The sequence below is a fragment of the Rhodanobacter aciditrophus genome, from assembly GCF_042679525.1.
In the GTDB taxonomy this organism is placed as follows: domain Bacteria; phylum Pseudomonadota; class Gammaproteobacteria; order Pseudomonadales; family Marinomonadaceae; genus Marinomonas; species Marinomonas aciditrophus.
The window spans coordinates 382,503-404,333 of record NZ_JBHTMN010000014.1; the positions used below are offsets into that span (position 1 = coordinate 382,503).

Sequence of the window (21,831 nt, forward strand, 5' to 3'; positions counted from 1 at the left end):
GTGAGGCAACGCTATGCCAAATCAGAATCCTGAATCATTAATGAAAGACTTTACTCCTTACGTTGCGGCGGAAGGGGAAGAGTACATGAACGAACAACAGTTGGCGCATTTCAAAAGCATCCTTCTCAACTGGAAACAGAACTTAATGGAAGAGGTTGACCGCACGGTTCATCACCTTCAAGAAGAAGCTGTAAACTACGCAGATCCTAATGATCGTGCGAGCCAAGAAGAAGAATTTAGCTTAGAGCTGCGTGCACGTGACCGTGAACGTAAACTGGTTAAAAAGATTAATCAAACCATCGAACGCATTAACGATGACGACTACGGCTACTGTGACGAATGTGGCATCGAAATCGGCATCCGTCGTCTAGAGGCTCGTCCAACAGCGACTATGTGTATCGATTGTAAGACACTTGCGGAAATCAAAGAAAAGCAAGTTCGCAACTAATATTATGGCTCAATCGTATCGGGGCCGGTTTGCACCTTCGCCAACTGGCCCGTTACATTTTGGCTCATTATTAAGTGCTCTAGCCAGCTACTTGGATGCCAGAGCGAATGCTGGCACTTGGCTTGTTCGCCTAGAAGATGTGGACGGCACCCGCTGCGCCCCAGAAAATCACGCCTCGATAATCCACACTCTCGAAAGCTATCACCTCATTTCCGATGAGGAAATCCTCATTCAATCTGACCGCACTGACCTTTACGAACACTACCTTGATCAATTACGAGCACAACAACAGGTCTACCCCTGTAACTGTACCCGCGCAGATCTAAAGGCGTTTGGCGGCCTTCACTCTAAACGCTGCGACAGTAGCACTGATAAACCTCACTCTTGGCGCGCCCAATGTGATCAAGGGCAATACCAATACCTAGACCCCATTCAAGGCACGCAAACCTTTGACTTAGCTTTGGACCGTAATCATCCAGTGTTAAAGCGCAAGGACGACTATTTTTCCTACCAACTGGCCGTGGTGGTAGATGACCATCTGCAAAACATCACAGATATTGTGCGAGGGGCTGACTTACTGGACACCACTGGTCAGCAACTGTGGCTCTATGATCAGTTCGGCTGGCAAGCACCGTCCCTTTGCCACCTGCCTCTTATTGTGAACAGCGTAGGTGACAAGATAAGCAAACAAAATCACGCGAAAGCGATTGCCAACGGCGACCTCGCCACCTTAAAAGCCGCTCTAAGCTATCTCGGTTATCCAAACATTCCTTCTGCATTAGTAACCATCGAGACTTTATTAAAGTGGGCCGTCACACATTGGTCACGCACCTTACCTAAGGCAGGCAACCTCCCTCTCGCCCCAGAAGACCAACACTTCATCCAATAAAGTCCCTTGCACACTGCACGCCTGATCTGTGTATAATCGTTACACCCAGTTACAAGAGGTGACATCATGTACCATGTCATGCTGATCTGCGCTGACAATTCGCCCTTAAAAGAAGTAGATCGATGGTTAAGTCGAAATGGCTTTCACGTCAACGTTAGCCTGAGCCTAGAGCAAGCAAACAAGCACTACGAGCTGACCGACTTCGAGATTCTATTAATCGATGCAGAGCAAGCAAACGATGAAGCCTTAAGTAAGATCCATGACCTGCCTTACATCATCTTTGATCAACGGCCAAGCTTAAATGCCGCCATCGAATACATGGCGAAAGGGGCCAATTACTTTATCCCCTTGCCCACGGATCCAGACACTGTACTGGCGCAAGTTATTGAGGTACTGGAGAAACAACAAACTCGCTCATCAGACGTTACCAGCGCCCCAGAAATCGAGTCCACAACCGCTAATATCAGCCTCTTTTCACAACCCGAAAAACTGGATAACCATCCGGCTTTAGGTTCGCCAGAAAGCGGCATTATCGGCGATAGTCCGGCCATGCACATACTGTTTGACGAGCTAAAGAAAGTCGCCAGAACCGATGCAACCGTCCTCATTCACGGTGAATCCGGTACCGGTAAGGAGCTGGTTGCTAAGTCCATACATGGCCTATCCAAACGTAAAGCAGAAGCTTTAATTAGCGTAAACTGTGCCGCTATCCCCGAAAACCTAATCGAATCAGAGTTGTTTGGTCATGAAAAAGGTGCCTTTACTGGCGCAGTGTCAGCACGGGACGGTCTCATTGTCGCCGCAGACCATGGCACACTCTTTCTCGATGAGATCGGTGAGCTGCCCCTAGAAGCCCAAGCGCGGCTACTAAGGGTATTACAGGAAGGGGAGATTCGCCGTGTGGGCGCAGTAACATCCACCAAGGTCAATATTCGACTGGTCACCGCTACCCACAGAAACCTGCTGCAGATGGTCAAAAACGGCATGTTCCGGGAAGACTTATACTACCGACTCTATGTCATGGAGCTATCCGTGCCGCCCCTAAGAGCGCGCGGAGATGACATATCCGCCATTGCTAAGATACTGCTAGAAAAGGCCTGCACCAAGCACGACAAGCCTCTCCCCCAATACACCAAGACCTTTGAGAAGGCGATCCTAAGTCACCCTTGGCCGGGTAATGTGCGGGAACTGGAGAATGCGATTGAACGGGCGGTAATCCTCAGTCCAGACGGCAAGCTTGAAGCACACAACCTCAAACTTAAAACCAAAGAAAGCTTGCCTGAGACACAAACCGGCACAATCACAGCGCCTACCAAGAGCTCAAATAGCGTTCCAGAATTCAATATTGAAGGCACCACCCTAGACGATTACTTCAAACATTTCGTCAAGACGCACCAACATAAGATGACCGAAACCCAGCTCGCACAGTCTCTGGGCATATCCCGTAAAAGTTTATGGGAAAGAAGGCAGAAACTTGGCGTGCCCAGAAAAGTAACAGAATAAAAGTAACAAGTGATACCAAAATGCACACCAAAAGAGATGCAAATTGTAAAAAAAGTGCACAGCTTTTATGAAAAATCCTTACTTTTCAGCATTTTGAAAAATATGGCACAACAAATGCCTTATATATGGCACAACGATAACAAGATTGACCATAATAAAAATAAGTTAATCATTGTAAGACGTTCCTGAAAATAAAAATAACACCAAGGAACACCGCAGCCTCTTCAAATAAAAATAAAAATTTGAGGCTGTGGATGGAAAAATCGCTTTGGATAATTGATTTTTTTAGATATGCCAGCCGTAAGGCGATGAAGACATTGCAATAATAAAAATAAAACTTGAGTAGAACTGCAGAAGCAGCACCAACTTTGTTTTCGGAACTAGTATCTTCATGTATCCAAAGCGATTATTTTATTTCGCTCCTCGTAGTACCCTTATCCCCCTATCTCAGTAACATCTTTACACCATCTTAACTCTTTATCGTGTAACTTCTACTCAGCCCGTGTAGAATAGCGTAACTCATTAACTACTAAAATTTAGTCACAGAATGCTTGCAGGTTTTAAGTCTTTGGTTCGTAAAGCGACGTCTCTATTTGGCTCAGAAGAGTCTCCACAATACCCACTTGAGATAGCACGAGACAATCACTCGTTCTCGAGAAAAAGCGTAAGCCCTAGCGCACTCAAAGTCCTCTATCGACTCAGTGATGCTGGCTTCGACGCCTTTCTAGTGGGTGGCTGTATCCGCGACAACCTAATTGGGCTAACCCCAAAAGACTTTGATGTGGTCACCAATGCCACACCAGAAGAAGTTCACGACTTATTTTCAAACTCTCGCTTGATTGGCCGTCGCTTTAAGCTTGTACACGTTACTTTTGGTCGAGAGATCATCGAAGTGTCCACCTTCCGCGCCAACACGGCTAGCCAAGAAAAGCCCGTAGAACAAGACGGTCGCAAATCCCTAAAAGGCAAAGACACCGCTCGCTCTACCCACGGCATCATACTGCGTGATAACGTTTACGGCTCCATCGATGAAGATGCTGAGCGCCGAGATTTCACCTTCAACGCTCTGTATTACAACATCAAAGACTTCTCGATCCATGACTATTGCGGTGGCTTGGCAGACATTGAAAAACGCCAGATCCGCATCATTGGAGATCCTCGCCAGCGTTACCAAGAAGACCCGGTACGCATGTTGCGCGCCATTCGCTTTGCAGCAAAGCTAGACTTCACCATCGAAGAAACCACCGCGGCACCGATTAAAGACATGGCTCACCTACTGGACCATATTCCTCCAGCACGTTTATTCGAAGAAGTTCTCAAGTTACTTGGCAGCGGCAACGGCGTCACCACCTTCAAATTGCTGCGTGAGTACGGTCTGTTTAAATACCTTTTCCCAGACACGGATGCCCTATTGCAAAGTGGCTGGCAACGTAAAGACATTCAACCTGAAGCCTTTATTACTCAAGGTTTAATCAACACTGATGCGCGCATTCAAGATGGCAAGAGCACTGCGCCTTACTTTTTATACGCTATTTTACTTTGGCCAAGCGTGGCATTGCGCCACGAAGAGTTCGAAAAGCAAGGCCTACCGCTGATGCCAGCGCTCCACCAGGCCGCCTCTATGGTGCTAGACAACCAAGTGGCCTCCACAGCCATCCCACGCCGCTTTTCTACACCTATGCGCGAGATCTGGGATTTACAATTCCGTTTACCTAAGCGTTACGGCAAACGTGCCTTTACCCTATTGCAACATCCACGTTTTAGGGCTGCTTTCGACTTTTTATTAATCCGCGAACAAAGTGGCACTGAGCTAGATGGACTAGGCCAATGGTGGACAGACTTCCAACAAGCTCCTGAGAATCAGCAGCGCGACTTGATCCATAAAGCCGATCCACGCAGTCAATCGACCGATGGCCCAAAACCGAAAAAGCGCCGTCCACGTCGTCGTAAAAACAACGCTAAACGCACAGAAGAATAATGACCAACTAAGGGCTATCTATGAATCAGGTATACATTGGTTTAGGCAGCAACCTTGAGAATCCGCTTGCACAACTTAAAAGCGCCATAGAGCACCTGAGTGGGCACGCTGAAATTCATCATTTAAAGGTGTCTAGCCTGTATGGCAGCAAACCAGTAGGCCCCCAGGACCAACCTGATTACGTCAATGCTGTCGCCTACTTTTATACCCCTCTGGATGGCATTGAGACACTTGACCTACTACAAAGTATTGAACAAGCCCATCGCCGGATTCGCGAGCGTCATTGGGGGCCACGCACCCTAGACTTGGACATCCTGTTATTTAACGATGCACCGATCGACCTACCGCGACTCACTGTGCCACACCCATTTATGCTAGAACGCGGGTTCGTGATCCGTCCCCTGCTTGATCTAGCCCCAACGCTGCTCCTACATAACGGCAAAACCGTTGCAGAGCATGTACGTCAACTTGATACCAGTGACTTGGTATTAATCGAAGAAGAGTAAGCCATGTACTCAGATACGACAGCCCAAAAACCGACTCGCCCTATTACCCTTTCCAAGCTGCAACAAATGAAGCAGAACGGCGAGAAGTTCACCTGTTTAACCTGCTACGACGCCACCTTTACCCATGCCATGAACAATGCTGGCATCGAAACCATCTTGGTAGGCGACTCCTTAGGGATGGTTGTGCAAGGTCAAGACAGCACACTCCCAGTCACCATCGACGAAATGTGCTATCACACCGCCGCAGTCAAGCGTGGTAACAGCCATGCCTTTATCCTGACTGACATGCCCTTTATGAGCTACAGCACCCCAACACAAGCCCTAGAGAACGCTGCCAAGCTCATGCAAGCAGGCGCCAACATGGTGAAACTCGAAGGCGGAAGCTGGCTAGCGGATACGGTGCGCTTATTATCTGAGCGCGGCATCCCAGTGTGTGCTCACCTTGGCTTAACCCCTCAAGCAGTCCATAAGCTAGGTGGCTATAAAGTACAAGGAAAAGACAAAGAAGCAGCAGACCTGATCCTAGCGGAGTCGTTAGAATTGGTGGCAGCGGGAGCGGACATTCTGCTTTACGAATGCATCCCTAGCGAACTGGGCAAATCCCTCACAGAAGCGGTTCCAGTGCCTGTAATCGGTATTGGCGCGGGGGCAGACACAGACGCCCAAGTCTTAGTGATGCATGACATGCTGGGCATCAACATGGGCCGCCCAGCCAAATTCGTTAAAAACTTTTTAACCGATGGCCGTTCCATTGAAGAAGCCTTCGCGGCCTACGTCAGCGAAGTGAAAAACGGTACATTCCCAGCAGCAGAGCACACGTTTAACGCATGAAAACATTCCACTCCATTGCCGAGCTGCGTACAGCTCTAAAAATTGAACGCCTACAAGATAAGCGCATTGCTTTTGTCCCCACCATGGGCAATCTTCACGATGGTCATATGGAATTGATTCGTCGGGCACGCAAAGAAGGCGACGTTGTCGTAGCCTCCATCTTTGTTAACCCTATGCAGTTCTCTGCTAACGAAGACTTGGAGCGTTACCCACGCACTCTTAAAGAAGACCAAGCACTGCTGGAACACAACACCTGTGACTACCTATTTGCCCCATCTGCATCAGAAATGTACCCAGACGGCAAACGTAGCCAAACCCAAATCGAAGTCACTGGCCTATCAGATATTTTATGCGGTGCATCACGCCCGGGACACTTTGTGGGTGTTGCGACTGTGGTCACAAAACTATTTAATGTGGTAATGCCTGACTGTGCGATTTTTGGTAACAAAGATTATCAACAATTAAAAGTCATTGAAGACATGACCCGCGATCTTAGCTCCAATGTTGAGATCATTGGTGTCGACATTGCCCGTGCTGAGTCAGGGCTTGCCCTCAGCTCACGCAACGGCTACCTAAGCGATGACGAACGAAGCATCGCACCCACGATTTACCAAACCCTTTTATGGGCGAAAGAACAGCTCCTAGAAGGTCGCGCTAGCCACGCAGATATCCGCGAACAAGCTCAACAGAAGCTTGAAGCGGTAGGGTTCAAACGTGACTACTTTGAAATTCGCGCGCAACATAACTTACTAACACCGTCAGAGGAAGAGAAGCAGCTAGTCATACTGGTTGCCGCCTACTTAGGCAAAGCTCGACTAATCGATAATATTACCGTCGAGCTACCATAACTCTTATACTCAACCTAGGGAGATTGTCATGAGCTCACCCACGCAACTGCCCGCTTGGCAAGCACTTGCACAGCATCAGAAAGACATGTCAGAGACCAAAATCGCTGACCTATTTCAAGCGGATGCCTCACGTGCCGAGTCTTTCAAAGCCACCGCTGCAGGCTGGTCATTAGATTACTCAAAAAACCGAGCATCTGATGACACCATGAAGCTATTGCTCGAACTTGTAGAGCAAGCAGGCATGTCAAATGCCATCCAAGGCATGTTCAACGGCGATCACATCAATAACACTGAAAATCGCTCCGTTCTTCACATTGCTCTGCGTGCCAGCAAAGCTCAAGACACCCTAATGGTCGATGGCGTAAACGTGCTCGACGAAGTACGCAGCACCCTAAGCCAGATGGAATCCTTTGTTGCTCAACTGCACAGTGGCGAGTGGCGTGGTTACACGGACAAACAAATCACCGACGTGGTGTCCATTGGTATCGGTGGCTCTTACCTAGGCCCTAAAGTGGTGGCAGAAGCCCTGACACCCTACAAAAAAGACGGCATCAAGGTGCACTTCATTGCCAACATAGATGGCTCTGACATCACCGAAAAGCTTAAGCTACTGGACGCGGAAACCACTGTTTTCATCGTTTCGTCTAAGTCTTTTGGCACCCTAGAAACCCTGTACAACGCTAACGCGGCCCGAGCTTGGTGTATTGAACAAGGCGTCCCTGATGCGGACATCAAAAAGCACTTTGCCGCCGTCAGCTCCAACGTCAAAAAAGCCGTAGATTTCGGCATGGCTGAAGAAAACATCTTCCCAATGTGGGACTGGGTGGGTGGTCGCTATTCCTTGTGGTCAGCTATTGGCTTACCCGTTGCCGTTGCCGTAGGCATGGACAACTTCTATGAGCTACTTGATGGCGCACACGCCATGGATGAGCACTTCAAAAACACCCCATTTGAGCAGAACCTACCCGTGATTATGGGCGCCTTAGGTGTGTGGTACAGCAACTTCCATAATGCTCAAACCCACGCCCTAATCCCTTATGATCATTACCTACGTGCTATGCCAGCTCACATTCAACAGCTGGATATGGAAAGTAACGGTAAAGCGAATTTGCTGAACGGCGCTGGCGTTGAAACGGATACCGGCCCAATCATCTGGGGTGGCGCAGGCACAAACGGCCAGCACGCCTACCACCAGCTGCTACATCAAGGCACACGCCTTGTACCAGTGGACTTTATTGCACCGCTGAAAACCCACAACCCAGTGGCGGATCACCATGCACAACTTTTCGCTAACTGCTTGAGCCAATCTCAAGCCTTAATGGTCGGCAAAACCTTAGAACAAGCAGAGCAAGAATTGCGTCAAGCAGGCGCTAGCGAAGCGGACGTGGCTGCCATTGCACCACACAAGGTGATTCCAGGTAACCGTCCAAGCAACACCCTATTGACCGAGCAATTGACCCCATTCACCACTGGCTCCTTGATCGCACTGTACGAGCACCGTACCTTCGTCCAAGGCACCATCTGGGGCATCAACTCCTTCGACCAATGGGGCGTAGAGCTAGGCAAAGTACTGGGTACAGACATCTACAACCGCCTAGTCAGCGACTCTGACAACAGCGCATTAGATGCTTCGACTCAAGCCCTGATTGCAGCATTCAAAGACGCTCAAGCCTAATTGCTAACAGCGCTCTCAGCCCAATAAAAACACCAGCCTAGGCTGGTGTTTTTTATGTCTTCAGAGAAATTAGGTGAACCACCTCATTGCCGATTAGCCCCTTTGTGGGATCGGATTACATCCGCGACGGGCGGCTGGGAATCAGATGCCAGATCCGCTTGTGGCACGGAGCACGCACCCTATTGTCGGGCTGAAAATATTCAGCGCTACAAAGCTCCCTTACAAATCAAAATTCGTTGGCATCACCACCACATCACGGATGGTCATACCCCGAGGGCGGGTCAGCATAAAGATAATGATTTCTCCGATCTCAACCGGATCAATTAAACTGCCAGAGACTTTGGCTTCCGCCAACTTATCTTCAGGCCAATCCGATAACAAAGCCGTGATCACAGGCCCAGGGGACACAGAACCCACACGCAGGCCATCTTTGAAAACCTGACGGCGGGTCGTTTGCACAAAGCAGTCAATCGCCCACTTAGACGACGCATACACAGGCTCCCAAGGGGTCGGATAATGGGCTGCTAGAGAGCTGGTTACCACAATATCTCCGGTCTTGCGGGGACTCATATGCTTGATTACGTCACGAACGTTTTTCATCACCACGTTTACATTTAACTGCAACATACGGTCGATGGCATCCGGATCCGCGTCTACCAAATCCCCACCCACATACAAACCAGCATTGGCATGGAAGATATCTAATGTGCCCCCTGTGAGAGCTAAAATCTCACCCACTAACGCCTTACAAGCCTGAGTGTCCAACAAATCAATCACAAGAGGTTTAGCCCTGTCAGGATAGCCTTGGCAGACCTTATCTAGGGCTGCAGCGTCACGATCAACCAATACAACCGTCGCGCCTTCGTCGAGCATCGCCTTAGCGCTCGCCCAACCTATCCCTGAAGCGGCACCGGTTACCGCGGCAAATTTACCTTGAATCTGTCCTGCCATAACGCCCTCTTTATCTTTGTTGTTAGATGGAATAGACACCATTATCCACCTTAAACCACAACAAACATTGTACTTTTTTGGCAAGAAGTCATGTTTTTATGCGCCAAGCCACACATTGTGGGAGCGGATTACATCCGCGACGGGAGGCTGGGAATCAGCTTAGATTTCTCATTGCTATAAAGACTGCTGGCCTTGTCGCTGGAAGGATTCAGCGGCCAATAAAGCCGTAAAATTACTCACTGAGCATTACGGACAAGGCGGACGTGTGAACTAGATGTCGCACCAGAGCCACTAGAGTTCACTCCGTATGGATACAGGGCCCCTTGAGCCGTTGTTATTAACCACAACCAAATCTCACCAGTTTCGCGGTAAGAACGTGGCGTATTGGAGAAAACATAGCCACTTCCAGGAACATTTGGAAATACCTCTTCATTAAATGCAGGTTGACGACATTGCTCCTCCACCGTAGTACGGAGCTCTTTAATATTTGGCAATCGCCAATTGTCATAACCCGCAAACATAGCTGTATTTGCATCATCAACCAGGGTAGTTGCCCCAGTGAATGTCACACTAGCAACGGAGCCAGAGGTACAATCAGTACCAGACAATCCTTCAAGACACATTTTCCACATAAGCCCTGTTGTGGTATCAGTTACCACCTCACGTGAAGTATCCACTATGTAATTGGAGGTTGGGGCAGTCTCAGCAATGATCGCACGCTTACTTGAACACTCAGCAAACACGGAAATGCTAGTAAACAACAAGAATGAGCTACCAAGAAATACCTTAAGACGAATCATATCAGCCAGCATCCCTCACTAAAATTATGCCATACACTGTTGATTTAGTTTGTGGCTCAACCATCCCTGTCTCCTTCCCTCTTGTTGTGCTACTGGTATCTCTAAACACAACCGACCAAGCCCTATCATCTGAGTCAGGGTCATTGTAGGGAGACCGAGTCCAAAATTTAGAACGAACAACGGAGTCATCCTTTGGAAAAAAGCTTTCTTCCAAAGCATCTATAGTCAGAGTTGGAACGATCGAGCGATAATAAACAATACTCATTAGCTCATTGGTGGATGGTAAACGCCAGTCATTGTAACCGCATAAACCCACTTCATTAACACGATTCATAAAGTAGTGAGCATTACAGTTAGTTGAAGTCGTACTTACCGTGTAGCCGTAACAAGAATTCGGCGTAGTACCTTCCGGTGAACCAGAAGATACTCCACTACCAATTTCAGGTATTGCACCACTATTTACTAGGGTTTGATAGTTTGAGTGACTGTTATCAAAGTACCAAGTAAAGCCATCATCAGCGTCATGAAGACTTTCTCCCAAGGTACCGTTACCATTTTTTTTCGTTTCCCACATCAACCCAGTAACGTTGTCTAATACACAGTCCCAATCCTCAACAGAAGATTTCAACTTGCGACCCGTGGAGTCAATTTTAGTAAAGCTAAAACCTGCAATACCATCTGTATCAGCATTAGCTTGATCATCGTTATCTCGGCCATAACTACAGTCCTGGTAATCTGCATTTAAACTTCCAGGAGAAGCGCATGTGTCGTCGTGGCTAGTCGTTGTGAGAGAGTAAGTCGCTCCGGTGTCATTTAACTCACGAGTACTTGTGAACTGAGTAAGATCCAACCCATTAGAATTCGGGGTGACAGCTTTAACAGGCCCAACATCCGTAGTTAACGGATCTGCTCCTGCCAAGGCCGATGCAGAGCCGCTATTTGCAACTACTGCAAAATAGTACAAAACATCATTGCTTAAGCCAGTTACAGTGTAAGTAGTATCGGTAGTTGGCGATACTGTAGCTTTGTTAATTGTTCCTAAGTCCGTGCTATCTGTAATTTCAGACGTTGAATAATAAACATCATAAGACTCAGCGTTTAGCACTGTATTCCAGTTCAGTCTTACTGCATTACTGCCAGCAATAGCAACCAGTGAAACAACCGGATGCAAGGTTGTATCCACTGTCTCTGAATCTGTATCACTGTCAGAATCGCCTCCCGTATCCGAGCCACTCCCAGAATCTTCCCCCGAGCTTCCATCAGTTGATCCACTTGTTTGCCCCTCCAATGGATCCTCTGGCACGCCACAGCTGGCCAAAAAGACTACGCACAGTAATGAAAGGATCAGTCGGTTCATGATGATAATAAGCATTCTATTAGAAATTAAGGATAGTCAGTTTTTCGGCCAAGCTGACAAAATCTTGACCTAAAACACAGACAAAAAAAACGCCAAGAAGTTTTCTCCTTGGCGTTTTTGTCCTTTGAGTGATTAGATACCTGAGTTTACAGGTGCTCTACTTTCTCAATTTCGTAAACCACTTCACCGGCTGGAATTTTAATAGGCACTTCGTCCCCTTCCATTTTGCCGATGATTGCTTTGGCGATCGGTGAAGCGTAAGAGATTTTCTTCGCTTTCACATCCGATTCGTCATCGCCTACGATTTTGTAGGTCACAGTTTCTTCTGTGTCCACGTTGTATAAAGTCACCGTGGTGCCGAAGATCACTTTACCCGTGTGGGCAATGGATTTCACGTCAATGACTTGTGAATCCGATAGTTTACCTTCGATCTCAGAGATACGACCTTCACAAAACCCCTGCTCTTCACGAGCAGCGTGGTATTCTGCGTTTTCTTTCAAGTCGCCGTGCTCACGAGCTTCTGCGATGTCAGCAATCACTCGTGGACGAACAACGGATTTCAGGTGGTTAAGTTCTTCGCGTAGACGCGCTTCCCCTTCCACTGTCATAGGTACTTTTTTCATTATTTCCCCGAATGCAAATCTTGCAGTCTTCTTACCTTGATCTCTTCGCCAAGACGGCTGATCGCAAGGCTGGTTGCTTCCGCACCAGTCAAAGTCGTGGTGTAACACACTTTACCTTGAAGCGCTGTGCGACGGATCACAGAGGAGTCTGCAATGGCTTGAGTGCCAGATGTTGTGTTAATGATGTAGTCGATGTCACCATTTTTTAACATATCTACGATATGAGGGCGACCTTCGTTTACTTTATTCACTTTCTGAACCTCAACGCCTTGGTCCGCTAGGTACTTAGCCGTACCACCGGTTGCAACAAGTTTGAAGCCAAGGCCAGCAAGGCGTTTCGCAACATCCACAGCACCCGCTTTATCTTGATCACGGACAGAGATGAAGGCACTGCCAGAGGTTGGCAATACAGTACCGCCACCTAGAACAGCTTTACCAAAGGCTTCAGCAAAGGTATCACCGACACCCATGACTTCACCGGTAGACTTCATTTCAGGCCCAAGAATCGGGTCAACACCTTGGAACTTGTTGAACGGGAATACCGCTTCTTTCACACTGAAGTACTCAGGAATGATTTCTTCTGTGAAGCCAAGTTCTTCTAGGGATTTACCTGCCATAACCAAGGCAGCCACTTGCGCCAAGGAACGACCGATGCACTTAGAAACGAATGGCACCGTACGCGACGCACGAGGGTTTACCTCGATCACGTAGATTTCACCGTCTTGTACCGCAAGCTGAGTGTTCATCAAGCCGATAACACCTAACTCTAGGGCCATACGCTTGATCATTTCACGGATGTCATCTTGCACATCAGCTGGCAATGAGTATGGCGGCAAAGAACACGCAGAGTCACCAGAGTGAACACCCGCTTGTTCGATGTGCTGCATAATGCCACCGATCACGACTTGCTTGCCGTCAGAGATACAGTCGATGTCGATCTCAATCGCTGAGTTCAAGAAGTGGTCTAGCAATACTGGGCTGTCGTTAGAGACTTTTACCGCAGAGGTCATGTAACGAGTCAATTCTTTCTCGTTGTAGACGATTTCCATTGCACGGCCACCTAGTACGTAAGAAGGACGTACCACAAGTGGGTAACCGATTTCCGCGGCTTTCACGATCGCTTGTTCAGTAGAACGAACAGTGGCGTTCTTAGGCTGCTTGTAGCCTAGACGCTGTATCATGCTTTGGAAACGCTCACGGTCTTCCGCACGGTCAATGGCTTCTGGCGTTGTACCAATGATTGGCACGCCTTCGTTTTGTAGCGCGCGAGCAATCTTAAGAGGTGTTTGACCACCAAACTGAACGATAACGCCTGTTGGCTGCTCTTTACGAACGATCTCTAGTACGTCTTCCAGTGTCACTGGCTCGAAGTACAGACGATCAGACGTGTCGTAGTCAGTCGAAACCGTTTCAGGGTTACAGTTCACCATGATGGTTTCAAAGCCATCTTCACGTAGACCTAGGGCCGCGTGCACACAGCAGTAGTCGAACTCGATACCTTGACCGATACGGTTAGGACCACCACCAAGGATGATAACTTTCTCTTTGTCGCTTGGCGCTGCTTCACACTCGTCTTCGTACGTGGAGTACATGTAAGCTGTGTTCGAAGCAAACTCCGCCGCACAGGTGTCCACACGCTTGTAAACAGGGTGTACGTTTACTAGGTAACGGCGCTCACGTAGAGACTTCTCAGTGACACTTAGTAGCGACGCTAGACGCGCATCAGAGAAACCTTTACGTTTTAGACGGCGCATGTAGTCGTAATCAAGATCCGCAAGACCAGCGTTTTCTAGGGCTTGCTCTTCTTTGATTAGGTCTTCGATTTGCACTAGGAACCACGGATCAACGCCAGTTACTTCATACACCTCGTCAACGCTCATGCCAGAACGGAAGGCATCACCGATGTACCAAATACGGTCCGCACCTGGTGCTTTCAGTTCGCGCTGCAGTTTCTCTTTGCTGGTTTCGTCAGCAAGATCTAGCTGAGGGTTGAAGCCGTCAGAACCTGTTTCAAGACCACGCAATGCTTTTTGCATAGACTCTTGGAAAGTACGGCCAATGGCCATCACTTCACCAACAGACTTCATCTGAGTCGTCAGACGGTCGTTCGCTGTTGGGAATTTCTCGAAGGTAAAACGAGGAATCTTAGTCACAACATAGTCGATAGATGGCTCGAAGCTCGCTGGTGTTAAGCCACCAGTGATGTCGTTTTGTAGCTCATCTAGGGTATAACCAATGGCCAATTTCGCAGCGATCTTAGCGATTGGGAAACCTGTTGCTTTAGACGCTAGGGCAGAAGAACGAGACACACGAGGGTTCATCTCGATTACCACTAGACGACCTGTCTTAGGATCCATACCAAACTGTACGTTAGAACCACCGGTTTCAACGCCGATCTCACGCAATACTGCCAAAGAGGCATTACGCATGATTTGGTATTCTTTGTCGGTCAGAGTTTGAGCCGGTGCAACAGTAATGGAGTCACCTGTGTGAACACCCATGGCATCGAAGTTTTCGATGGCACAAACGATGATACAGTTGTCGTTTTTGTCACGTACAACTTCCATCTCGTACTCTTTCCAACCGATTAGAGATTCGTCGATCAGAAGCTCATTGGTTGGAGAAAGGTCCAAACCACGCGTACAGATCTCTTCGAACTCTTCCATGTTGTATGCGATACCACCGCCGGTACCACCCATGGTGAAAGATGGACGAATGATACATGGGAAGCCAACTTCGTTCAGAACGCCCATTGCCTCGTCCATGTTGTGAGCGATGCCCGCACGAGGACATTCTAGGCCGATAGCTTTCATGGCTTCGTCAAAACGATGACGGTCTTCCGCCTTGTCGATAGCGTCTGCTGTCGCGCCGATCATTTCAACATTGTATTTCGCTAGGACACCGTGACGCTCAAGATCCAGCGCACAGTTCAAAGCCGTTTGACCACCCATGGTCGGAAGTACCGCATCTGGGCGCTCTTTCTCGATGATCTTCTCTACTGTTTGCCACTCAATCGGTTCGATGTAAGTCGCATCTGCCATCACAGGGTCAGTCATGATGGTCGCAGGGTTAGAGTTCACAAGGATCACTCGGAAGCCTTCTTCACGAAGGGCTTTACAGGCTTGCGCACCTGAGTAGTCAAATTCACAGGCCTGACCGATGACAATCGGACCAGCACCTAAGATTAAGACGCTTTTTATGTCAGTACGTTTTGGCATAGTCTTCTCGTTCTCGCTTAGGCTTTCGTTGCTTTGATGTTTTCAATGAACTGATCGAACAGCGGCGCCACATCGTGTGGGCCAGGGCTCGCTTCAGGGTGCCCTTGGAAGCTGAACGCTTTTTTATCAGTACGTGCAATCCCTTGAAGAGATCCATCAAACAAAGACTTGTGAGTCGCTTCAAGATTTGCCGGCAACGTGGCTTCATCTACAGCGAAGCCGTGGTTCTGGCTGGTGATCATCACTCGGCCAGATTTAATGTCTTGTACTGGGTGGTTTGCACCGTGGTGACCAAACTTCATCTTCACGGTTTGTGCGCCACTCGCCAAAGCAAGCAACTGGTGTCCTAGACAGATACCGAACACGGGAATTTCAGTCTCTAGGATCTCTTTAATTGCTGCAATCGCGTAGTCACATGGCTCTGGGTCACCCGGGCCGTTAGACAGGAAAACACCATCTGGTTTAAGAGCTAGCACATCGCTTGCAGGCGTTTTCGCAGGTACGACAGTCAAGCGGCAACCTCGCTCAACCAACATACGCAAGATATTTGTTTTCACACCGAAGTCGTAAGCCACCACGTGGAATGGGAACTCGCTTGGCGTAGTGTGACCATCCACCAGATCCCAAGTAGATTCTGTCCACTCGTAAGACTTCTCTGATGTCACTTCTTTGGCTAGATCCATGCCTTTCAAACCAGGGAAAGCTTTGGCTTGTGCTACCGCTTCCTCTTCGTTGATGTTGTCGCCAGCCATAATACAGCCAGCTTGAGCACCTTTCTCACGCAAGATACGAGTTAATTTACGCGTATCAATGTCCGCAATGCCAACCACACCTTTACGCGTTAAGTATGCGTCTAGGGTTTCTTGTTGACGCCAGCTGCTAGAAAGCAATGGTAGGTCACGGATAATCAAGCCCGAGCACCAAACTTGGTTAGACTCTTCGTCTTCGGCGTTAACGCCAGTGTTACCAATGTGAGGGTAGGTCAGAGTGACCATTTGTCGAGCGTAGGAAGGGTCGGTAAGAATTTCTTGATAACCGGTCATAGAGGTGTTAAATACAACCTCTGCGGTTGAAGAGCCATCTGCCCCGATCGACACTCCTCTGAATATAGTGCCGTCTTCCAGAGCAAGAATCGCTGATGTTGCCAAAGGAACCTCCCGTAAAAGCCTATTTTAGGTTGCAAAAAAGCGAGGTAAACTCGTGGCTCACCTCGCTTTATAAAATCACGCTGATGCCATCGCTAGACTACTGCTTAATTTGAGCTAGCTATGGCTAAAAAATCTGAACAATTTTACTCTTATATGGCCAAACCGTCCACTCTAAAAGCCGCCTGATTCAGTAAAGTTCGACACTTTATGGCGCTTTTTATTTGACCTTTTAGACAAGATCAAAAAATTAGCACAATAAGCCATCAGCCACTTCTTGAGTCCCGTCATAACCCACCAAAGCTGACAGGACACTAAGCGCAAACGCCATGGCCATGGCAGGCCCTTGAGCGGTAATGACATTATCGTCCATAACAATCGGTTGATCAGGCAGATAATCCGCGCCTTTTAAGTGTTCTTCAAACCCCGGATAACAGGTGGCTTGAGCATCCACCAAGAAGCCATGATGACCTAACACCAAAGCCGGTGCAGCACAGATCGCCGCCAACCAAGCATTCTCTTCGTCGTGTTTTTCTAAAATGTCATACAGCACTTTAGAATCCCGTAGATGCTCTGCCCCTGGCATACCACCAGGCAAGACAATGGCATCGTACATTTGCTCCGCCACATCCGTTAGCAACACATCCGCCTCTAGCTTACAACCGCGAGCCAAGGTCACTTGCTGGGTATCATGGACACTCGCCACAGTAACTTCCACGCCGCCACGACGTAACACATCAATAATAGTGACTGCTTCGATGTCTTCGCTGCCATTTGCAACCGGCACCAATACACTGGCCATAATTCGCCCCTTTTATTCGCGTTTCATTTAACGGTTAATCGAGTCATCAGGATCGCTGCTTCTGCGCCGCCCGATGTCAAAGGATAGTAGTTTTTTCGTCGTCCCACGATGTCAAAGCCTAATTGTTGGTATAAGGCAATGGCTGCATGGTTGGATTCTCTCACTTCTAACAGACACTCATACATGGATTGCTCATCGCACCATTTAAGCCATGTCTGCATTAAGGCCTTCCCCAAGCCTTTGCGACGGTGGGCCAGATGACTCACAATTTGTTCTAGCTCCGCCTGATCCGCCACTTGGAATGCGGTCAACCAGCCCACAACTTGGTGATCTGTCTGGGTTTCCACCACCCAGTTTCGGCGTGTCGCCAAGGCGTCTTTAATCAAAGATTCAGACCAAGGGTGAGGATTAGAATGCTGATCCAGCGCCATGATCAAAAGCGCATCAGAGGCGTCAGCCTCCCGTATGTGATACTCAGGATGCAATAAGATCATACAAGATCACTTATTAAAGAAAGTGGACTGCATGGTTTGCCATGCCTCTTTGCGCAACTCCGGGATACGCAACATTTGTGGCAAGCTGTGCACATGGGCTGTCGGATAGGCTTTTAATGGATGACCTGCAGGTAAGGCTTCAACAAATTGCGCCCCCTGCTCTCCTGCAATAATGACCCACAAAGGCGCATCCGCTTTTAGGTAATTAGTCAAAAACTGCTCAAATGCCCCTAGCACCCAATCTTGTCGATTCAGCAGGTAGCGATTTTTCAACTTACCGGGCCAAATGAAGTTGGCTTTTTGCCAGGCCTCTATGTCTTGCTTTAATAGCGCTTTCGACAAACTTAATGCCAGCTTATCTAGCGCGGCCTCATCATCAAAGGACAAAGGTAAGTCCGTAATCAGCAACAAACGCTCTGCAACCCAATATCCAGCCATGCTGACACGGGTAGGCAAACCGGCATCAACCACCTCTGGCATAGGATCAATGTGAACCGAAGGCTCTTCAATAGGCTGCAGATCTTCGACGATGACTTCCGGCGCAGCATTGAGTTGCTGGCGTAGGTTCGCCACACTGGCGTCTTTTTCTGCGGGATCAACGGGCTTAGGAGGCACCACTGGCTCTGGGGGCGCAAACGCAGACACGTCCGGCTCAGAAACAACCACTGGCGGCGCGTCAGCTACCAACCCATCCGCTCGCGCCCAAGGCTGAGCAGGACGAAATGTCACGCCGACAACGGGCTCGCTGGAGGCAAACCAACTCACCACCCCGAGCTGTTCTAAGCAGTCCGTTTGGAAAGATTGAGCGTATGAGAGTTCACGTGGCACGAAACATGCGTCCTAAAATGAGAAGTCAGGTGATAAATTATACCCGTGAGTGGTAAGACTCGCCAAACAAAGAAACCTAATGCTGAATTATTCGTCAGGATTGCATGGAGAGAAGCCCACGAGATGCGTATAATCCGCTGCCATTATCCTCCTCAAGATAGTCAAAAAGGTATTCCATGAAACAATCATTGTTTGCGTCTGCTGTCGCACTGGTGTTATCGCTGACGGCCATGACAGCCCCAGCCCAAGAGCTTCCAGACTTAAAAGGTCGCACCATAATCGCCGTAACAGAAAATGCCTACACGCCACTGAACTTCGTGGATCCCCAAACCGGTGAAGGCATTGGCTGGGAATACGATGCTTTTAATGAGATCGCCAAACGTCTCAACGCAAAAGTTGACTGGCAACTGAGCAGCTGGGACACCATGATCCAAGCAGTAAAACAAGGCCAATACGATGTTGGCATGGATGGCATTACTATTAATGAAGAGCGTAAGGAACAAGTGGACTTCTCCGTGCCCTACCTTGTCTCCGAGCAATTTATGCTAGTACGCGCTGACGAAGACCGCTTCAGCAACGCCAGCGAATTCGCTAAAGACAGCGACCTCTATTTTGGTGCACAACCGGGTACCACTAACTTTTATGTGGCCGTGTACGACGTGCTTGATGGGGACGAGTCAAATCCACGCATCAGCCTGTTTGAAACCTTTGGTGCATCCGTGCAAGCCCTTAAATCAGGGGACGTGGACGCAGTATTAATGGATGCCACCTCTGCTCGCGGTTACATTGGTGCAAACCCAGGTGCCTTTAAAGTCGTTGGCGATGCACTAGGCTCCGAAGAATTTGGCTTCATCTTCACCCCTGGCTCGGATTTAGTTGCACCAGTCAACGCAGCCATTGAATCTATGCGTGCAGACGGCACCTTGGACGCCTTGAATCAAAAGTGGTTCTTTGACTACAACCAGTAGTCTCTAACGATCCATGAAAAAAACTTCCGCTTCATACAGACAAGCATTTGATCGATTACCTTGGTGGTTAATGGCCACCTTGGTGATCGGCGCATTATTGGCTTGGAATCTCATCGCAGACGAAGGCTATCAGGCCATAGCCAACACCTTGGGCAAAGGTTTACTGACGACGATTGGCGTCACCCTTAGCGCCTTTGTTATAGCGTCCATCATGGGGCTTGTAGTCGCCATGATGGGCTTCTCCCGCTGGCGCATTGTCCGTGAATTCTCGCGCTTCTACATTGAGGTATTACGTGGCATTCCGGTCTTGGTACTGCTGTTTTACATAGCTTTTGTGGGCGCACCTGAAATCATCAAGTTTTATAACTGGGTGCTCCAATACCCCATTGAACAAGGCTGGATCGACAAGGCTCGCACCCGAGACTTCACCCTGCTATGGCGCGCTATCCTTGCCCTGTCTATTAGTTATAGTGCCTTCATTGCAGAAGTCTTCCGTGCAGGCATTCAAGAAGTCAGTAAAGGGCAAATCGAAGCGGCCCAAGCCCTTGGACTCAGCGGCTGGCAGCGCTTTCGTTTAATCATCTGGCCACAAGCCCTGCGTAAAATCTTGCCACCACTGGGCAATGACTTCGTCGCCATGATCAAAGACTCCTCACTGGTATCGGTACTGGGGGTGCAGGACATCACCCAACTGGGCAAGGTATACAGTTCATCCACGTTTCAGTTTTTCGAAACTTACAACGTAGTGGCCTTTATGTACTTAGTGCTAACGCTTTCCTTGTCATTAATGATTCGAGGGCTGGAGCGCTATTTACGGCGCCATGAGCACCTTAAATAACACGACTTATCGTGATTTATCTCGACAATGTGTCTTTTTGTCGGACTAAAGTCCGACCTACATAGGCTGGAATTTGTTAATTTGTAGGTCGTGATTTATCGCGACAATGTGTAACGGAATAAATTCCGACCTACAAGCAACTAGGATTAAACGCTAAAAATGCTGCCAACCGCCAAGCTCACCTTGGAAGCCTTCCACTTCAAAGCCTGATTCGGTGATTTCACCAATGATAGTGCAAGGCAGGTGTAAGGTCTGGGTGATGAGTTGTATCTCTTCCCGAGCACTTTTAGGGGCCGTGAAGCACAATTCGTAGTCATCCCCACCCGTTAGGGCCAAGGTGTAGGCAGAATCAGGTTGCCAGTCTCTTAACTCATCGGATACGGGTAAGTCCGCCAAGCGGATCTTAGCCCCCACCCCAGAGGCCGTGGTGATGTGCTGTAAATCTTGGGCCAAGCCATCGGACACATCCAGCATGCTATGCACGACGCGCTTGAGAGCCATGCCAGCGATCAAGCGGGGGGATGGACGCCAAAAGCGGTCATAGAAGTAGTCAAACCGAGCCGCGGAAATATGCATTTCACCGGTAACGATAGGCACCGCTGCGGCTGCGTCGCCTAAAGTGCCAGTGACGTAAATATCGTCTCCTACCTGAGCCTGACTGCGTCGTGGTGTTTGCTCTTTTTCCACATAGCCATGCACTTGCAAGGTAATGGTCAAAGGGCCTTTGGTGGTGTCCCCACCTACGAGTAATAAACCTATAGGTTCCGCTAACTCCGCCATGCCTTCAGCAAACGCTGCCAACCATTGGGGATCGGACTCTGGCATGGTCAAACCCAATGTAAAAAAGGCGGGCTTAGCCCCCATGGCTGCTAGGTCACTGACACAGGTGGCCACTGCGCGATAACCTATGTCTAGCGGGTCCGCGTCAAAGGGAAAATGCCGCCCCTCCACCATGGTATCCATTGAGAAGACCAGTGTTTGTCCTTCGGGGATTTGCACTTGAGCACAGTCATCACCGATCCCCAGCAGGATGTCATTGCGGCCTTCGGTGTTGGCCATAACGGATGACTGAAAAATTGAGCGAATCAACTCAAACTCTTGCATGCTGCTTCCTATGCTTAATAAATGA

20 protein-coding genes are annotated in these 21,831 nt (G+C 48.8%); 10 read left to right on the top strand and 10 right to left on the bottom strand.

The genetic code is table 11. The annotated features are described in order from the left end of the window. Window positions 1-13: 13 nt before the first annotated feature. From dksA to pgi, 8 genes are all read left to right on the top strand, one after another. Window positions 14-448, top strand: a complete 435-nt coding sequence (gene dksA / locus ACFQ45_RS14030; RefSeq protein ID WP_377368752.1) for an RNA polymerase-binding protein DksA — start codon at window positions 14-16, stop codon at window positions 446-448. Window positions 449-452: 4 nt separating this feature from the next. Next, window positions 453-1,337 carry a tRNA glutamyl-Q(34) synthetase GluQRS gene (gene gluQRS / locus ACFQ45_RS14035; protein ID WP_377368754.1) on the top strand — a complete coding sequence of 295 codons (885 nt, stop codon included), beginning with the start codon at window positions 453-455 and terminating at the stop codon, window positions 1,335-1,337. Between the two features lie 66 nt (window positions 1,338-1,403). Next, window positions 1,404-2,840 (top strand): sigma-54 dependent transcriptional regulator, encoded by a 1,437-nt coding sequence (locus ACFQ45_RS14040; protein ID WP_377368756.1) that lies wholly within the window; start codon window positions 1,404-1,406, stop codon window positions 2,838-2,840. A 547-nt stretch (window positions 2,841-3,387) separates the two neighbouring features. Next, window positions 3,388-4,818 carry a polynucleotide adenylyltransferase PcnB gene (gene pcnB, locus ACFQ45_RS14045; RefSeq protein ID WP_377368758.1) on the top strand — a complete coding sequence of 477 codons (1,431 nt, stop codon included), beginning with the start codon at window positions 3,388-3,390 and terminating at the stop codon, window positions 4,816-4,818. A 20-nt stretch (window positions 4,819-4,838) separates the two neighbouring features. Continuing rightward, on the top strand, window positions 4,839-5,324 hold the full coding sequence (gene folK, locus ACFQ45_RS14050) for a 2-amino-4-hydroxy-6-hydroxymethyldihydropteridine diphosphokinase (protein ID WP_377368760.1): 486 nt from the start codon (window positions 4,839-4,841) through the stop codon (window positions 5,322-5,324). Window positions 5,325-5,327: 3 nt separating this feature from the next. Then, window positions 5,328-6,155 (top strand): 3-methyl-2-oxobutanoate hydroxymethyltransferase, encoded by an 828-nt coding sequence (gene panB, locus ACFQ45_RS14055; protein WP_377368762.1) that lies wholly within the window; start codon window positions 5,328-5,330, stop codon window positions 6,153-6,155. Beyond that, window positions 6,152-7,003 (top strand): pantoate--beta-alanine ligase, encoded by an 852-nt coding sequence (gene panC, locus ACFQ45_RS14060; RefSeq protein WP_377368764.1) that lies wholly within the window; start codon window positions 6,152-6,154, stop codon window positions 7,001-7,003. Before panB ends, panC begins: the two co-directional genes overlap by 4 nt. 28 nt (window positions 7,004-7,031) lie before the next feature. Beyond that, window positions 7,032-8,678, top strand: coding sequence for a glucose-6-phosphate isomerase (gene pgi / locus ACFQ45_RS14065; RefSeq protein WP_377368765.1), 1,647 nt, complete (start codon window positions 7,032-7,034; stop codon window positions 8,676-8,678). A 219-nt stretch (window positions 8,679-8,897) separates the two neighbouring features. Here the strand turns inward: pgi and ACFQ45_RS14070 are convergent, their stop codons facing one another. From ACFQ45_RS14070 to ACFQ45_RS14110, 9 genes are all read right to left on the bottom strand, one after another. Next, window positions 8,898-9,629, bottom strand: coding sequence for an SDR family oxidoreductase (locus ACFQ45_RS14070; protein ID WP_377368767.1), 732 nt, complete (start codon window positions 9,627-9,629; stop codon window positions 8,898-8,900). Between the two features lie 236 nt (window positions 9,630-9,865). Further along, window positions 9,866-10,429 carry an Lcl C-terminal domain-containing protein gene (locus ACFQ45_RS14075; RefSeq protein ID WP_377368768.1) on the bottom strand — a complete coding sequence of 188 codons (564 nt, stop codon included), beginning with the start codon at window positions 10,427-10,429 and terminating at the stop codon, window positions 9,866-9,868. A gap of 1 nt (window position 10,430) precedes the next feature. Beyond that, window positions 10,431-11,786: an Lcl C-terminal domain-containing protein gene (locus tag ACFQ45_RS14080; protein WP_377368770.1), complete on the bottom strand. Its 1,356-nt coding sequence runs from the start codon at window positions 11,784-11,786 to the stop codon at window positions 10,431-10,433. A gap of 146 nt (window positions 11,787-11,932) precedes the next feature. Next, the gene (greA, locus tag ACFQ45_RS14085; protein ID WP_377368772.1) at window positions 11,933-12,409 is read right to left on the bottom strand and encodes a transcription elongation factor GreA; all 477 of its coding nucleotides are present in this window, start codon (window positions 12,407-12,409) and stop codon (window positions 11,933-11,935) included. After that, window positions 12,409-15,627 carry a carbamoyl-phosphate synthase large subunit gene (gene carB / locus ACFQ45_RS14090; protein WP_377368774.1) on the bottom strand — a complete coding sequence of 1,073 codons (3,219 nt, stop codon included), beginning with the start codon at window positions 15,625-15,627 and terminating at the stop codon, window positions 12,409-12,411. Before carB ends, greA begins: the two co-directional genes overlap by 1 nt. 17 nt (window positions 15,628-15,644) lie before the next feature. After that, entirely contained in the window at window positions 15,645-16,775 is a 1,131-nt protein-coding gene (gene carA, locus ACFQ45_RS14095) for a glutamine-hydrolyzing carbamoyl-phosphate synthase small subunit (protein ID WP_377368776.1), read from the bottom strand. 247 nt (window positions 16,776-17,022) lie between these two features. Next, window positions 17,023-17,574, bottom strand: coding sequence for a DJ-1 family glyoxalase III (locus tag ACFQ45_RS14100; protein WP_377368778.1), 552 nt, complete (start codon window positions 17,572-17,574; stop codon window positions 17,023-17,025). A 23-nt stretch (window positions 17,575-17,597) separates the two neighbouring features. After that, window positions 17,598-18,068 (bottom strand): ribosomal protein S18-alanine N-acetyltransferase, encoded by a 471-nt coding sequence (gene rimI / locus ACFQ45_RS14105; protein ID WP_377368780.1) that lies wholly within the window; start codon window positions 18,066-18,068, stop codon window positions 17,598-17,600. A 6-nt stretch (window positions 18,069-18,074) separates the two neighbouring features. Beyond that, entirely contained in the window at window positions 18,075-18,896 is an 822-nt protein-coding gene (locus ACFQ45_RS14110) for a hypothetical protein (protein ID WP_377368782.1), read from the bottom strand. 176 nt (window positions 18,897-19,072) lie between these two features. Between ACFQ45_RS14110 and ACFQ45_RS14115 the strand changes: the two genes are divergently transcribed. Both ACFQ45_RS14115 and ACFQ45_RS14120 read left to right on the top strand, forming a co-directional pair. Next, window positions 19,073-19,864 carry a transporter substrate-binding domain-containing protein gene (locus tag ACFQ45_RS14115; protein ID WP_377368784.1) on the top strand — a complete coding sequence of 264 codons (792 nt, stop codon included), beginning with the start codon at window positions 19,073-19,075 and terminating at the stop codon, window positions 19,862-19,864. A 13-nt stretch (window positions 19,865-19,877) separates the two neighbouring features. Beyond that, window positions 19,878-20,702: an amino acid ABC transporter permease gene (locus ACFQ45_RS14120; RefSeq protein WP_377368786.1), complete on the top strand. Its 825-nt coding sequence runs from the start codon at window positions 19,878-19,880 to the stop codon at window positions 20,700-20,702. 153 nt (window positions 20,703-20,855) lie between these two features. On the opposite strand, the gene thiL is transcribed toward ACFQ45_RS14120, so the two are convergent. After that, the gene (gene thiL / locus ACFQ45_RS14125) at window positions 20,856-21,806 is read right to left on the bottom strand and encodes a thiamine-phosphate kinase (protein ID WP_377368788.1); all 951 of its coding nucleotides are present in this window, start codon (window positions 21,804-21,806) and stop codon (window positions 20,856-20,858) included. Between the last annotated feature and the right edge of the window lie 25 nt (window positions 21,807-21,831).